The organism is Bifidobacterium thermophilum, from assembly GCF_002846655.1.
GTDB classification, from domain to species: domain Bacteria; phylum Actinomycetota; class Actinomycetes; order Actinomycetales; family Bifidobacteriaceae; genus Bifidobacterium; species Bifidobacterium thermophilum.
On sequence record NZ_PCGX01000010.1, the window covers coordinates 433,594 to 449,267 of the forward strand.

The window sequence follows — 15,674 nt, forward strand, 5'->3', positions numbered from 1 at the left end:
CGTAACGGGCGAGCCCGCGCGAAATCAGGCAGCCTTTTCCTGCTTCTCGCGCAGAGCGTCGATGGTGCGCACGGCCTTGGTCGGCAGTGCGGTGAACAGGTACGCAGCCTTGGACATGGTGCCCTTGATTGCGCCGGCCATCTCGGAAAGCAGTTCCGGACGAGACTTGAGGTCTGCCAGCTGCTTTGTGCCCTCGGCGTCGTACACGGTTCCGTCGTAGAAACCGCCCTTGACGATAAGAGCCTTGTTCTTCTTGGCGAAGTCACGCAGGACCTTCGCACCGGCAATGGCGTCGCCATTCACGAAAGTGATGGCGGTCGGGCCGGCGAGCAGCTCATCGAGCCCCTCGATACCGGCTTCCTTTGCGGCGATGCGAGCCAGCGTGTTCTTAGCCACAGCGTAGGAAGTATCGCGGCCTAGCTTTTCGCGCAGCTCAGAGATCTGCGGAACGGTAAGCCCGCGGTACTCGGTCAGGTAAATCGCGTCAGCGTTACGGAATTTGTCCGTAAGCTCGGCGATCACCGCTTCCTTTTCGGGCCTCTTCATGGCGTTCCTTCCTAAGTCAACCGTTGACGTTCGGAACCGACCCACCAAGCCGGGCAATAAAAAAGCCCTGCACACAGGCAGAGCACACTCGCCGCTTCAGCGGCTTTCTGTTCAACCTGCGATGGCTTGGCGAACCAATTTCGGCGACCTCGCGGTCACACCAACGGTCTGTGGTTTACAAGTGGGTAGCATACGCGGCGACGCGGACTTGCTGGCTACCGGCGTGTCGCGTTAGAAGCCATGGCGGTCGGCGGCATGCCGCATGAGCATCCAGCGGAACCGGCGGTGCAGCACCGTCCAGCCGGCCAAGGTCACGGCAAGCGCCACGAATCCGATGATTACCGCCAGAACGCGGGCATCTCCGCGCGCATCCTGCGGGTATGGCGCCGGGACCGGCATCCGCACTCGATGCCCGGAAACCAGCAACCGATGCGTGTTGACACCGTACGGCGTGCAGGTCATGAGCGTGACCCTGTCCTCGCCGGGTCTGATGCGCAGATACCGGTCGCCTTCGGTCGGCAGGATCACGGTGATCGAGTCCACTTGGTAGGCGAGCGTCTCCCCCATGACCTTGATGTAGAAGTCGTCGCCTTTGTTGAGTTCGTCGATGCGCGTGAACATGAGCGCGTTGACCATGCCGCGATGTCCGGTGAGCACGGCATGGGTGTTCTTGCCACCGACCGGAAGCGACGTGCCGTACAGGTGGCCAGATCCACGGGCGAGCGAACTGGCGCTCGTACCGTGGTAAATCGGCAGATCCACCGAGATCTGCGGAATGACGATTGAGCCCATGATGCCGTCGTTCGAAGCGTTGAGCAGACCCATATAGGTGGCATCCCTCGCCGAGGCTGAATCGCTGGCATCGTTGGTGGTGGACTGCCCGGCATTCGTGGTGAAGGGGTCCGTTTCCTCGCCGATATCGCCCTGCCCGCCCTCAGCGAGCTGCTTGTTATACGCCCGTGCAGCCGCGAGGGCTTCCTTGGCTTTCGGATACGGCCACCCGTCCACTTGGTTGACGACTTCAGCCGCGAGCCGCGCCTGGCGTTGATGGTCGATGAACTGCAAGACGTATGGATATCCGATGATTGCGCAACCGACGATGGCACAGACAATGGCGAGAGCCGTGAACACCTGAGCCTGACGTTGCGCCGACCGGGCTTTGCGCAATCGCTGTTGGTCTTCGGCAGTGAAAATCTCCGGCATGGTAGAGGCGTTGGCAACGAACCCATGGGTGCGGTCAGGCCTGTCAGACTGGGCAGACTGAGCAGACTGGACTGATTTGGAGGGTTGCGCAGGCAGCGACGGCTGGGCCGATGAGACCACATGCGTATGCTTGGCCCGATTCGCCATGGGACCTCCTTGCCTCGGCCTGCGGAGTTGAACCGATGGCCGCCTTCGATAGTCATGACAGGCCCCGTCTCCGGGATGGTCCGAGCGGATCGATCCGGGGACGGGGCCTGTCAAATAGCATCATGAGCCGATGTGGCGGACGCCATACCGTAGTGCGGACATGGCGCCTACCTCATCAGGCGCGTTGCGCCGCCTTACGCGCCCGCACCGCGAACAGCGCAGCCACGGCGATCACCGCCACGCCGATGATGGTGAACATCGCGATGCCCGCGGCACCGGTCTTCGGCAGCTGGGTGATGGAGGTGACGTTCTTCACCGTCGCGGTGTCTCCGGTGGGCGCGCTGGTGTCGTTCGTGCTCGCGGTCACCAGCTTGTACACGTCTTGAGTGGTGTCGTAGGTATACGACAAATCAGTCAGCCAATCATCACCGGCTTTGGTGGCGGTACCAGATCTGGCAGGATTGGTGTAGTCATTGCCGAAGGTGTCCTTGAGCGTGACCGTGTAGGTCGGCGCAACCGCCCGGAGGTAGGTATCAGGCACCTTGGTTTCCTTGACGGTGTAAGTCACCCCATCCTTGCTGGCCTTGAGACCCTTAACCTTGATCAAGCCGTTGCTGTCGGAGACCAGGTCGGTGGTTGAGCTGTCTTTATCGACGACGTAGGCCCCGTCAGTAGTGTCTTTGGTGAACTTGAGCGGAGTGCCTCCGGTGGACACCTGGAAGGTCGCGCCTTGCAGATTGCCGCCTGCGGCATTGACCTTGTGGATGGTGAACTCGTGGGTGTACACGTTCACGATCGGGCCTTGAACCGTGGTCTTCGAGGATGTATCGGACGGATTGTTCGAATACTCGAGCCGTACGGTGTTGTTGTTGCCCAAGGAATCCGCGCCGGTGCCGGCGGGGGAGGAACCCTTGGTGGTGGTCGTGGCGGCGGTGGACAGCTTGCCGGAAACGATCACGGTGATGGTGTCCCCGCTCTCCCAGCCGTCCCATGCCTGACCGAGGTTTTTCGAAGTGTCCGCCTGCGCTTTGTTGACCAACCGCTCGAAATCGATAGTCAGCTTGTTGAGATCAGTGGCAGAGCTGGTGGTCGACTCGGCGCTGGTGGTGAAGTCGGACTTGACGGTCAGCTGTTGGCTCTTCGTGGTGTCATACACGGACACGACCGTCTGGTCGGTGAACTTGCCCGCTTCGAAGGTGTCGACGATGCTGAGCTGGCGGGTTGCCTTCGGATTGTTGAGTGTCGGGTCCCAAGCATAGCCGTCGTAGTTCGGGATCGTCGTGGTCAGCTTGAAATACACGGTGTCCGTGGTGTTGTAGGACGGATCGTTGTTCGTGGTGAAGGAGGACGGATCGTTATCCTGAGCCGTACTGTTTTTGGTCACGACCTCCTTGGTGATGGGGGCTGTCGTGTCCTTGAGCGTCACCTTGCCGACATCTCCGGGATCAGTGATTGCAGTATTGGCGAAAGTCGTGCCGACGATCATGGGAACCGACTGGGTGCTGTTCGCCGCGTCTTGACCGCTGGTATATGTATCGAGAATCAGGTACAGGCCCTCGGGCAGCGTCGCAGTGAACGTCTTGGTATTCGTATCAGCCGTCAGTTCCTTGCTGTAGGACGGTGTCCACGTGCTGGATTTCAGTGAAGCCAACTTGTCGGCGAATTTGCGCTCGTCTGATGTTTTGGTATCCGTACCCTCCAAGTAGCCGTATGTAGCCGGCGATGAATCCACGGACAGCTGCTTGAGCCCTTCCTCCGCTTTGGTGAGCGTGCCGGATGCGGTCGCCTTAATGCTGGTGGCGTCGAGGGCGGTCTCGATGGCGCTCTCATCACTTTTGTCGACAATGTACTTGAACGTTGAGGTGTCCAGCTTGCCGTCTGTCGCGGCATACTCTCCGCTGTTATACGCGGCGATTTTGTATGCAGTCAATGTATGACCGGCAGTGCCGTTGCTCGCAGTGACCGTGATCGTACCTGGATATTCGATTGTCTCCGCCTGGGCGCTACCTACTCCAAGCGCCAATCCGCTCAGCGCGATGGCCGCTGCGGCCACGCCTGAGAGGAATCTGCGTATTGAACTCTTCATGATTCTCCTTGCTCGTGATTGTTTGCGCGGGCTGTCGCCGCCCGCCCCTTCCAGCCGCACACCCTCCGCAGCTGGAGAACATATTCAGTTATCGTAGCGGTACCACTACTGATTGCGTCCGCAACAGCTCAGCTCATGCCAAGGGCATTGCATCCGCCGGCGGCAGGCGTGTGAGGGAGCGTTGCCTGCCGGGATCAATAGCGCAAAACCGCCATTATCCGCGTCTGCGCCGCTTTGCGATGCCATATGATACCGCCGCGACAGCGAGCACTGATATGCCGATTATCGCCACAATTCTTGGGGTCCATTCACCTCCTGTCAATGGCAACGATGTGATGGAAATCTCATTTTCGATGGATCCAACGTCTTTAGTGAGCAGGTTCGCATCGATTGCACTCGTGCTCTTAGCACGCACAATGGTGAACGTGTGGGATGTTTTATCCGCGATATACCCGTCGGGCGCGGTGTCCTCCTGCAACGTATAGGTGCCCCACGGCAGATTGTCGAGCTTGAAGCCTCCAGCCGCCCGATCCACGTCGCACGCCCAAGTAGTGGAGCATGCCGTATTCGTCGTAGAGCCGTCGGTCGGGGCCCAGTCCGTGATGGTGACGTTCTGGCAGCTGTCCGGGGAGCTGTCAGGACAGAACGTGACCTTCCAACTCGACCCGCGCAGATTGTGGCCGGTGATATCTGTCTTCTTCCAGGTGGCAGAACCGGTCTGCCTGATGTCGCCGATGGTATTCATGGATGTTCCAGACGCGTCGGCAAGCATTGTCGTGTGGCCTGAGGCATCCGTGATGTCCGAAGCGTCACCGTCCGGCGAGATGGTGAAGGTGTACCACGCGTCGGACGAGTCGGGCAAGTCATAGAGCGCCGGCGCCACGGTTTCCAACAGCTTGTAGGTGCCTGCGGGAAGCCCTTGCACGTTGATGATGCCGTCGGCAGTATCGGTGTCGGTGTATGTCGAGGCGTTGCCGGTGCATCGGGTCGTGTCGATGGTCTGATTGTTGTCCGCGATGCAGTATGTTGTGTCGGTTGCCTCACCACTGGAATCCAGCAGGGTAATCTTCCATTGCGAGCCTGGCAGCGCGGTCAGCGTGCCGCCGGCTTGTTTGGTGTCGCCGTCAACTTTACGCCACACCACTTGAGTCGGATTGTTGACGACGGTCAGTGAGCCGTCGGTATTCGCGCTGACACCGGAGTCCCAGCTCAGCACGCCGTTGGTGACGGTGAAGCCGTAGCCTTTGGTGTCCCGCTTGTAGCCTTCCGGCGCAACGCTTTCCGTAAGCTTGTAGGTGCCGTCGGCGAGATTGGTGAGCGTGAAGACGCCGACCGTCGCATTGGTATCGTCAAGCGTAGCTGAAGTATTGGCCGTACCCGTCGTGCCTGAATCTGAATCCGCCCCGGAAGCCGAACCGGAAGTCGTCAATTCCGACCCCGACGACGTGTCGCTCTCCGTTGCGGTTCCTGACGTGGTCGTGGTTTGTCCCACGTTGATGGTGGCATCCGAACCTTCCAATGTCTGGTCCGCGGCCACCGGGCATGATGTCCCGGACGGTGCCCCATCCTTGGCGCTGCCACCGGACACGGTGATCGCCGTGCCTCCGGTGAACGTGAAGTTCTTGTTCTTGCTTGGCTGATACCAGCCTCCGCTGTCAGTCGTGTTGCTGGTAGTGAACAGGAATTCCTTACCCGCCTGTGCGAGGTCGATTACCGTGGCCACATAGTCGTTGCTGCAACTCACCGCCTTCATAAGGGTGTAATTGCCCACTGTCGGCCATGTGCCGTCATTGGCCTGATACTTGAGGTAGACGTCGCCAGTCCAGCCGTTTTCGGTGTGGTGGAAGTACACGACGGTCTTGGTCGGATCCGTGTCCTGGACGGTGACGCGGAAGCGGATAGATTTGTTTCCGGCCTGTACAATCACCATCGTTGTGCCATTCGCAACGGCGGTAATCAAGCCTGAATCAGATACCGTCACCACATTCGTATCATTGGAAGACCACACCGGCTCAACCGAACTTGGAGAAGCTGAAGCATCTAAATCAACGCTAGTGCCGTTGAACATAGATATAGTCGCATCAGTGACCACGGTACTGTTCAAGGCACCGGCCGCCTTGGCGACCGTGCTGCCGTCGCGTGTCACCGTCAACGATGTGACATCGGTGGATTCGACCGTGACCGTGACGCTCCCGCATTTGGTGGTATCCGATACCGCGCAAGCCTTGATCACCGCCTTGCCGGCAGCGATACCGGTGACGACGCCGTCGGACACCACGGCGACACCAGGATTGCTCGTGCTCCATGTCACCTGCTGATTGGAACCGTCAGGCGCCACCGTCGCGGACAGTGCGATATTGCTGTATTCCTTGACCTTCGCCGAGCCTTCGGTCACATCATTGCCGTTCAAAGCCAGGGAGACACCGTTCGGAGCAACCGTGTTGTCCTTGACCGTATAGTCGACCGCGGTGCCGGATGCCGGCGTATAGGTCAACTTCCACTGCGATCCCGGCAGTGCCTGCCCGGACTCGTTTTCCTTGCGCCACGTGACGCTCGGTCCGGTTTTCACGTCGCCAATCGCGTAATAGCTGGAGTCGGAACCGGAATTCGAATCGGTAATCGAATGCAACCGGTTGTCGGTGGTGCCCGAAGCCGTATACACCCGTCCTGTCAGATGGTTCTCGCCGGAATACCCTGAACTCTTGGTCTGCGCCGTGTAGATATTCGTATTGAGCTGGTATCCGCTGGGAGCGGCCGCCTCACGGATGTAATAGTTTGCGTTCGCCGTCAGCCCCTGGACCGTGATGACACCGGCGGCCGCATTCGTATCGTTCCTCCCGTTGTCAACGACGGTGACGAGCGGATTCGTGCGGTTCTCGGCGTCACTGATCGAACCGTAGACCGTCCACGTTGAGCCCGACAGCAGCTTGGCGTCGGTGTCGCTGACTTTGGCGAAGGTGATAGAAGCAGCATCAGACGTGAACCATGGCAGGTTGTGCCGTTCCTGATCCATATCAATCACCGAAGTGCTGCTGCCGTTCTCGAAATTCGTAAACTGGGTACCGTCACTGTACGATACGACTTCCGTAGCCGGGTTATCCATCTCGAAATCACCGCCGACATAGACGCGGCCGTTCGTGGAAACATGCGACTGGAAACTGCCATTGGGCACGTAGATGCTGCCCATCCAGCTCGCCGCCGGGTCGTCAGTGGTGCTCATGGCCTTGGCAGTTCCCTCGGAACCGGTCGATCCGCTTTTGACGGTTTGCATGCCGGAACCTTGGCCGCCTTTGATGGTCAACTGCGACGTATACGGGAAGTTCCACAACAGTTGCTGCACCCTGGTAGCAAAGACCTCGGTCTCGTCCTCGGACGTGGAGGATACCCCCACACCGTCGGTCTTCGCGCCACGCGCATACCATCCGGCGATTTCGTTGACATCGCTGTCTGTGATCTTGGAATTCTTCGTTCCGCCCCACCACAGGCGCCAGCCATTGTTGAACGTCACCGTATTCGAGGCCGTGCTGCCATCATCATTCACGACGTTGATGATCACCGAAGCGGTGTCCGGAATGTCGCGCAACCAGAAATCAATGCCGGTATAGCCGGTGGAATCGAGCTTGGATACAGGCAGATCGAATACCTGGAAGCTGGACGTGCCGTCGCCCGTCAACGTGATGAGTTTCTCATTGACGCTGCTCGACGAGAACACGAATTTATAGCTGTCGACCGATTGTGTGTTGTAGATTTCGCGCTTGAAATAATCGTACTTGTAGCGGGTGAAGTCCTGAGATGGCGCCACATCATCCACCTCGCAGGTCCCATTGGCACGCAAGGCGACAAGCTTTTTGGAATCAGACTGCACCTGCGACAGATAGTCGGAATAGTCCGTGCCGTTGACCGTGAACGATGACGCATCGGCGAACGTACTCCAGGAACCCGCTTTACGTTTGCCATCAGTACTGCTCACACTCGCAAGAGATGCATAGGATGAATCAGTGTCGTGCCCCCATTCGTTCGCGATGGACGAAGACCCGGAGACGGTCGCCGTATAGGAGAAATCACGCGTCGCGCCATACGAGGAGCCGATCCAGCCGCCGCCATAGTTGACGGTGCTGCCGGTGCTGGTCGCCGGCCACGCGGCGATATCGACAGAAGATGAGTTCATCAGCGCCGTGACATCGGATTGGTCGCTGCCCCTGACTGCCAAAACACTGGCGTTATGGGTGCCGCTGCTGTCGGAATACGTTTCCTTGGGGCGATACTGCGAACCGAAGCCGACGACACCGAAGCGGAAACCGAGACCACCCCAGCTGTTCTTCAGCTGGCGCATCGCCAGACGCCCATTGACCAGCGTCAAGCCCTCGGCCTCGGCGGCATACGATCCAGTAATGCCGTTCTCACCGTTGAGGTTTGATTGCACCGTGCCCGAATCCGAGCCGATTTTCTTGCCCACGTACATATTGCCGCCCACATACGTGGCGACACCCGTATCCGGGTTGCTTGTGCCATCAATGTTATCGCCCATCTTCAGCGGCACGGACGTGTGAATCGACCCCGCGGCGGTGATATTCGGATCGAAGCCGTCGGATGCCCCCGCAGCTCCAGCCGGAGAGAACGCCACCAGATATGTCGCAACAATCGCTGCAACCACACTCACCGCGATGAACGGCACCACGACATGGGCATGGGCCTTCGAAACAACACGACCGAGAGCATGGCTGGGGTTGTGCCGCCTCCACCGGAACCACACAACAGACCGTTTCCGGGATGAATGCATACGGCGTGAGGGAACCAAACGCTTGCGATTCGTCATCAACGTTTCCTTTCCCTCGTTATGACGGTTGCCGACACTGGCCACCATCAAACATTCTGCATCTCAGCGAATGATGACGTGCTTCACCACCGTCGTTCACATCCGCTTACTGCAATCGTTACAATTCTATTCAATGTAGCAGAAACGGACGGAAGCGCAAAACGCGAAATACTAGCTTCAACGGTGAATCTACGGCTATGCGGCCGAAACCATGCAACGCATTGCGCACGGTCAACAATTGCGAACGTAATCATACATTTCGCCGACAGCGCACCCTATACGCAACCTGCCAGCACCCCCTCATCGTTCCCCCATGCAACGGCATGCCTTCAGCGAACGTGCCGACCATGGACGTGGGGCACCCTCCCCCTCACGCATGGGCATGCCCGTCCGGCCGCACCCGTCACCATACGGCAGCGGGGCCGCCGCTTGAACGACGACCCCGCTGGCTACACATTCACACCAAGCGAACGGACAACAACCCGTTCACCGGGAACTCACAGCACCGCCATGCAGACGAAATCAAGGATGAACAGCGCAGAGACCACCCAGATCACCGGATGAACCTCCTTGGCCTTACCCTTGCAGGTCTTCACGATGCAGTACGTGATGAAACCGCCGGCGATACCATACGAAATCGAATAGGAGAACGCCATGAACACGGCGGCGAACAGCGCCGGAATCGCATCCTCGATGTTATCCCACGCGATTTCCTTCAGGCTTGCGGCCATCATGCAACCGACAATCACCAGCACGCCAGCCGTCGCAGCGGACGGGACAGCGGAAATCACCGGGGACAGGAATGCGGACAGGGCGAAGCAGATCGCCACCACAACCGACGTCAGGCCAGTGCGGCCGCCGGCCCCGATACCAGCCGCGGACTCCACATAGGTCGTCGTGTTCGAAGTGCCGAAAATCGCGCCGATCGACGTGGCGATGGAATCGGCGAACAGCGCGCGATCCATCTTCGAGCTGAAGCCGGAACCGTTCTCCAGAGCCTTCTCATCTTCAGCGGAGAAGATGCCGCTGCGGCGTCCCGTACCGATGAAGGTGCCCAGCGTGTCGAAGGTATCAGACATCGAGAACGCGAAAATCGTCACCAGCACCAGCGGAATACGCGCCGGGTCGGAGAACAGTGCCGGGAAGCCCTTGGCGCTGAAGATCGCGCAGAAGGTGGTCGGCAACTGGGAGAAGGTCTGGCCGATCGACACGGAATTCGACATCGTGGTAAGGCCCATCGGGATGCCGATGATCGTGGTGATAATGATGGTCAGCAGCAGGCCGGCCTTCACCTTGGTCACCGTGAACACGATGGCCAGCAGCAGGCCGATGAGGAACAGCCACAGCGTCGGGTTGTTCAGCGTGGCCAGACCAGGGGTCGCGGCGGTTGCCAGACCCTTGCCGGCGGACTTCGTATCCTTCGGGGTGAAGGTGATGAAGCCGACATTGAGCATGCCGACATACGCCACGAACAGGCCGATGCCGCCGCCAATCGCGTGCTGCAACACCTCAGGAATCGCCTGGATGATCATCTTGCGGATCTTGGTAACTGTGATGATGATGTTAATCAGGCCGCACAGGAACACCATGCACAAAGTCTCCTGCCAAGTGAACTTCAGACCGAAGCACACCGTATACGTGAAGAACGCATTCAGCCCCATGCCTGCAGCCTGCGCGTACGGGACATTGGCGAACAGGCCCATGACCAGCGTGCCGATAATCGCCGCGATAATCGTGGCAAGGAACACACCGCCCCACGGCATACCCGTCTGGCTCAAAATCTGCGGGTTGACGACGATGATATACGACATCGCGAAGAACGTGGTCAAACCAGCGGTGATCTCGGTGGATACCGTGGTGCCGTTCTCCTTGAGATGGAAGAACTTCTCCATAAGTTCTGCTCTCTCCTTGATTCTTGGTTTGCGCGCGACGGATGAGCGCCACGCTGAGGTTACTGCGACTCGCCCAGTCGCCGGCACAGACGGCCGGTGGCAAGGTTCACGTGGTGGGCGGGCAGCGCCTTGACGCTGGGCCGACCCATCGGACATGCTCACGATAGCATGTGGAGAAGTCATGAAGACGCGGGGGCATCTTCCGACCACATTTGCCCGGCGTGGTGGACCCACCGGCAGCGCATTCGTAATATGCACATGTATTGCATCAGAAAGAATCCGGGAACGAACATCACAACAGGAACATCATCATGAATATTACCCAGCGATCCCCGAACCCCGCTCCGAAAACACAGGGCTTCCACGAGCAACTGCAGGCGCGAAGTATCGCCGCACAACAACAATGTCTGTCACTACCGAACAACGCCGGCGCGCAACTCATCTTCGCAGCGGCGACATCTCTGGAACTTCAATGCATCCCAGTACTTCGACATCCCGACGAGACGCTGAATCTTCTCGACGCGACCAGTCTGCCCGGTATGCCGCGCGCACGATGCATGGGAATCAGAGAACACCGATGGCACATCGGGACTCAGGAATCTGTGATCCGGCACCGTAGCGGGCTGCGCACGCTTGATCCGCTCCACTCGTGGGCGCAACTGGCCACACAGCGCACGCTTGAAGAACTCATCATCATCGGTGATGCAGTAGCCACAACCCTGGCAAAGAACAATACTCCCCTCAGCAAGGAGTTGACGCAGCAACTGCGCGCCACACAAGCGGAGCTACAATCACAGACTGCGCAACATCAGATTCCGGTTCAATCTACAGTAGTCGAGACCATCCGTAGATTCGTCAGTCGCACGGAACGGTACCACGGGAAAAAAGCATGCATCCGAGCCGCGCAATATATTGCTTGCGGATCGATGTCCATGCAAGAAACACGAGTACGACTTGCGCTGATTCAACATGGGTTGCCCCGACCCGATTGTAATCTTGCAGTCAATCTTCTGACCTTCAATTCAGGAGTGCCGTACACGCTAGATCTTGCATGGTCTGAGGCAAAAGTCGGCATCGAATATGACGGAGACCACCACCGCACCGATCGAAGGCAATGGCGCAACGACCACGAAAAACGCAATCGTTTGCAACAGAACGGATGGCACATTTTCACCATTGACGCGGATACCATCAACACCGTTGATGCCCGGGCGCACTTTGCGCTCAATGTAGCGCGGGTGCTCAGCCAGCGCGGTGTCATGTCAGGATTCCGACCCATTGCGAAGCCGTTGTGAAGGAGAAGCGATCAAGCGTGGGGGCAGAATCCGCAGTAGATGCGAATGTTGCTGTTGCGCGGCAACAATGGCTGCACGGGAGGAGAAAAATCAAAGAGACGCAGGCAGTCGAGCGAAGACAGTGGCAGACACTAGCGGGACTCCCGGGCGGATTCGCCAAACTAGTGCCGAGCTCCCGGGAGTTCTTGCAGATTCGCACAATGGTGGCTGAACTCCCGGGAGTTTAGGAGCAAGGACGCGTTTTGCCACTCATGTGACAAAGAAAACGTTGGAATACCAACACTCCCTCAATGAGGGCAGTGGGAGTTTATGACAAATCCGCGGAACAGCGACTAAACTCCCGGGAGTTTGATTGCCACGGCGAAATTTGGCACAGATGCGACAAGAAGAACGTTGAAATACCAACACGAGCATAATTACGCCAATGGGAGTTTACGCTCCCAATCGCAAATCAAGCGAGAAGTCCCACGCCGATGCGGGAGAACAGGGTGGAAATAGAAGAACACGCATAAACTCCCGGCGTAGGACGCCTGGCAAGGAAATTTAGGACGGATTGGCGGGATAGGCGGCGCGCTCCCATGAATCGGCATAGCGCAGCGGACGACGTGCTCCGAGTCAGATGCAGGTTGAAAGCCGACAACGGATACGCCCCGCGCCGACGCGCGGGGCCACATTTCCCGGCCGGCCGAAGCCGGCTTGCAGCGGCCCCACCGGGCCGACGCCACGTTTCGGCTGAAAAATCAGCCTCACGTGCAATTATTGAGCCCCGCGCTCGCGCGCGGGGCCACATTTTCTGGCCGGCTGAAGCCGGCTTGCGTCGGTCCACTGGGCCGACGCTACGTTTTGGCTGATAAATCAGCCAAATCGTCCAGATACGTATCGCTCGGCTTCTTCGTTTTGGGGGTTGTTGAACATCGTGGTCGTGTCGGCGAAATACTCGAGATGACCAGGCTGGCCAACGGCCTTCAGGTTGAAGAAGGCGGTGAAGTCGGCGATACGCGCCGCCTGCTGCATGTTGTGGGTCACGATCACAATCGTGTAATCATGCTTGAGCTCGTTGATCAGATCCTCCACGGCCAGCGTGGAAATCGGGTCAAGCGCGGAGCACGGCTCATCCATCAGCAGCACCTGAGGGTGAACAGCCACAGCGCGCGCAATGCACAAGCGCTGTTGCTGCCCACCGGACAGGCCCACACCCGGATTGTCGAGGCGGTCCTTCACTTCGTTCCACAGATTCGCGCCACGCAACGCCCACTCGACCAGATCATCGGCGTCCGACTTGCTCAGGTGTTTGTTGTTGAGCTTCACACCGGCAAGCACGTTCTCGCGAATCGACATGGTCGGGAACGGGTTCGGGCGCTGGAACACCATGCCGACATCACGGCGGACAGCCACCGGGTCCACATCCTTGTCATACAGGTTGCGGCCTTCCAGCAGCACCTCGCCCTTGACGTGAGCGCCGGGGATGATCTCATGCATGCGGTCGAGCGTGCGCAGCACCGTCGACTTGCCGCACCCGGACGGACCGATGAACGCGGTGACCTTGTTCGGCTCGATGTTGATGTTCACATCTTCCACAGCGAGGAAATCGCCGTAGTAGATGTTCAGATTCTTGACATCAATACGTTGTCCCATTGTTTTCCTTCAGTTTGTTCCGGATTTCCGGAAACGATTGCATTCGCGTCAGCGTTCAGACTTCACCGCGAACACGCGGGCGACCAGACGACCGATCAGGTTCAAAATCAGCACGATCACGATGAGCATCAAAGCCGCAGCCCATGCACGCTGCATCGGGATGTCGGTCACGCAGGAAGCTCCGGCGGACGCGGGGCACGCGACCTTGAGCTTGCTGTACTCCTGGTAGACGTAGACCGGCAGCGTGGTCATCTGACCGCTGAACAGGTTCACGTTCGTCGTGGAGATGTAGCCGGCAGTCATCAGCAACGGGGCGGTTTCGCCTACCACGCGCGCAATCGCCAGGATTACTCCCGACACGATACCCGGCAGAGCGGTGCGCAGCACGATCTTGGTAATCGTCCGCTGTTTGGTCACGCCCAGCGCGTACGAGGCTTCGCGCAAATCGTTCGGCACAATCTTGAGCATCTCCTCGCTGGATTTGACAACCGTCGGGATCATCAGCAGAGACAACGCGACAGAACCCTCGAAACCGTTGAACGTACCCGGTCCGACGAGAATCGTGAACATGGAGAACGCGAACAAGCCTGCGACAATCGAAGGCACACCGCTCATGACATCGACAAGCAGGCCGATGGACTTGGCGAATTTGCCGCCACGCGAGTATTCGATGAGGAACACCGAGCACATGATGCCGATCGGCACCGAAATGACCAGCGCGCCGAGCGTGATTTCCAGCGTGCCGATGATGGCGTGCTGGATGCCGCCATACCCGCCGGACGCGGTCGGCCGCCCGCCGATCACGCCGGACATGTTGTAGGACAGGAAGTTGAGATTGAGCCTCTGCACGCCGTTGGAGATAGTCGTCCACAGCACGGAGAACAGCGGGATGAGCGCGACGACGAACGCGACCGAAATCAGCGCCGCCATGGCGACGTCATGACGCTTGCGGCGGGCGACCATGGAACGCGTGGGTTTGAACTTGTCAAAGTCAATAACTGGCGCGCCTTTCATCGGCGACTCGCCAGCAGCTTTCGCATATTCTTCCGAAGCGGTCATCATGCGCTCACTTTCTGCGTGATCTTGCGGGCGATGAAGTTGACCACGAAGGTGATCAGGAACAGCACAAGGCCGGTGCCGATCAACGTGGACACGCCCAGCGAGTTCGCCTCAGGATACTGGGCGGCAATATTCGCTGCGATGGTCTGGTTCTGCGACGCTTGAAGGATCTTGAACGAGTAATGCAGGCCGGGAGAAAGAATCATGAGGACTGCCATCGTCTCGCCGAGCGCGCGTCCCAGACCGAGCATCGAAGCGGAAACGACGCCGGACTTGCCGAACGGCAGCACCGCGAGCTTAATCATCTCCCACTTGGTGGCACCGAGCGCGAGCGCTGCCTCCTGCTGCAAACGCGGAGTCTGCAAGTAGACGTCGCGCGCCATGGAGGTGATAATCGGCAGAATCATGACAGCCAAGACGACAGCCACCGTGGCGACCGTACGGGCAGGGTTGGCGGCAGGTCCCTTGAACAGCGGAATCCAGCCGAGGTATTTGGCGACCCAGTTCCAGAACGGGTAGATGGCCGGCACCAGAACGATGCCGCCCCACAGGCCGTAGATAACCGACGGGATCGCCGCCAGAAGGTCGACAATCGTGCTCAGCGCGGTCGCCAATCCCTTGGGGGCATACTGCGAAATGAATAGCGCGATGCCGACGGATACGAAGAAAGCGATAAGCAGGGCGAGCGCCGCAACCAGGATGGTGCCGAACGCAAGAGGCCCTACATATTGCCAGAAGTTATGCGCCTTGCTGCCGGTGAACGACTCGATAGTCGCCTTGTTGGCGTTCTGGTCGCCGCCGATGAGCGGCCAAGCGCGGAAGAAGAGGAAGAGAAAGACCGCGGCAAGCACGACAAGGATGAGGGTGCCGCATGCGAATGCGACCCATCTGAACACCTTGTCCGCTGCTTTACCGCCGACCGGTTGGTCGATCGTGGATTTCTCGGAACTCACAGGTTCTCCTTAAGGGCTTACGCCCGTAAATCGGGCACATGG

9 protein-coding genes are annotated in these 15,674 nt (G+C 58.8%); 1 reads left to right on the forward strand and 8 read right to left on the reverse strand.

The window, feature by feature from the left end; translation table 11 throughout:
• Nucleotides 1-24: 24 nt before the first annotated feature.
• The 5 genes from rplJ to CQR48_RS07345 form a co-directional block, all read right to left on the reverse strand.
• Entirely contained in the window at nt 25-546 is a 522-nt protein-coding gene (rplJ, locus tag CQR48_RS07325; protein ID WP_015451002.1) for a 50S ribosomal protein L10, read from the reverse strand.
• Nucleotides 547-777: 231 nt separating this feature from the next.
• Nucleotides 778-1,896 (reverse strand): class C sortase, encoded by a 1,119-nt coding sequence (locus CQR48_RS07330; RefSeq protein WP_101452470.1) that lies wholly within the window; start codon nt 1,894-1,896, stop codon nt 778-780.
• 175 nt (nt 1,897-2,071) lie between these two features.
• The gene (locus CQR48_RS07335) at nt 2,072-3,982 is read right to left on the reverse strand and encodes a SpaA isopeptide-forming pilin-related protein (RefSeq protein ID WP_101452471.1); all 1,911 of its coding nucleotides are present in this window, start codon (nt 3,980-3,982) and stop codon (nt 2,072-2,074) included.
• A 214-nt stretch (nt 3,983-4,196) separates the two neighbouring features.
• Nucleotides 4,197-8,660 (reverse strand): SpaA isopeptide-forming pilin-related protein, encoded by a 4,464-nt coding sequence (locus tag CQR48_RS07340; protein WP_180335132.1) that lies wholly within the window; start codon nt 8,658-8,660, stop codon nt 4,197-4,199.
• A gap of 635 nt (nt 8,661-9,295) precedes the next feature.
• Nucleotides 9,296-10,690, reverse strand: a complete 1,395-nt coding sequence (locus tag CQR48_RS07345; RefSeq protein WP_101452473.1) for an NCS2 family permease — start codon at nt 10,688-10,690, stop codon at nt 9,296-9,298.
• Between the two features lie 311 nt (nt 10,691-11,001).
• Here CQR48_RS07345 and CQR48_RS07350 point away from each other — a divergent pair, with 311 nt between their 5' ends.
• Nucleotides 11,002-11,985, forward strand: coding sequence for a hypothetical protein (locus CQR48_RS07350; RefSeq protein WP_101452474.1), 984 nt, complete (start codon nt 11,002-11,004; stop codon nt 11,983-11,985).
• An 855-nt stretch (nt 11,986-12,840) separates the two neighbouring features.
• Here the strand turns inward: CQR48_RS07350 and pstB are convergent.
• From pstB to pstC, 3 genes are read right to left on the reverse strand one after another with little or no spacing between them, the layout of a single operon-like run.
• Nucleotides 12,841-13,620, reverse strand: a complete 780-nt coding sequence (pstB, locus tag CQR48_RS07355) for a phosphate ABC transporter ATP-binding protein PstB (RefSeq protein WP_015451007.1) — start codon at nt 13,618-13,620, stop codon at nt 12,841-12,843.
• Between the two features lie 48 nt (nt 13,621-13,668).
• Entirely contained in the window at nt 13,669-14,679 is a 1,011-nt protein-coding gene (gene pstA, locus CQR48_RS07360) for a phosphate ABC transporter permease PstA (RefSeq protein WP_371836387.1), read from the reverse strand.
• The gene (pstC, locus tag CQR48_RS07365; RefSeq protein ID WP_044091579.1) at nt 14,679-15,632 is read right to left on the reverse strand and encodes a phosphate ABC transporter permease subunit PstC; all 954 of its coding nucleotides are present in this window, start codon (nt 15,630-15,632) and stop codon (nt 14,679-14,681) included. The genes pstA and pstC overlap by 1 nt, the downstream gene beginning before the upstream one ends.
• Nucleotides 15,633-15,674: the final 42 nt, after the last annotated feature.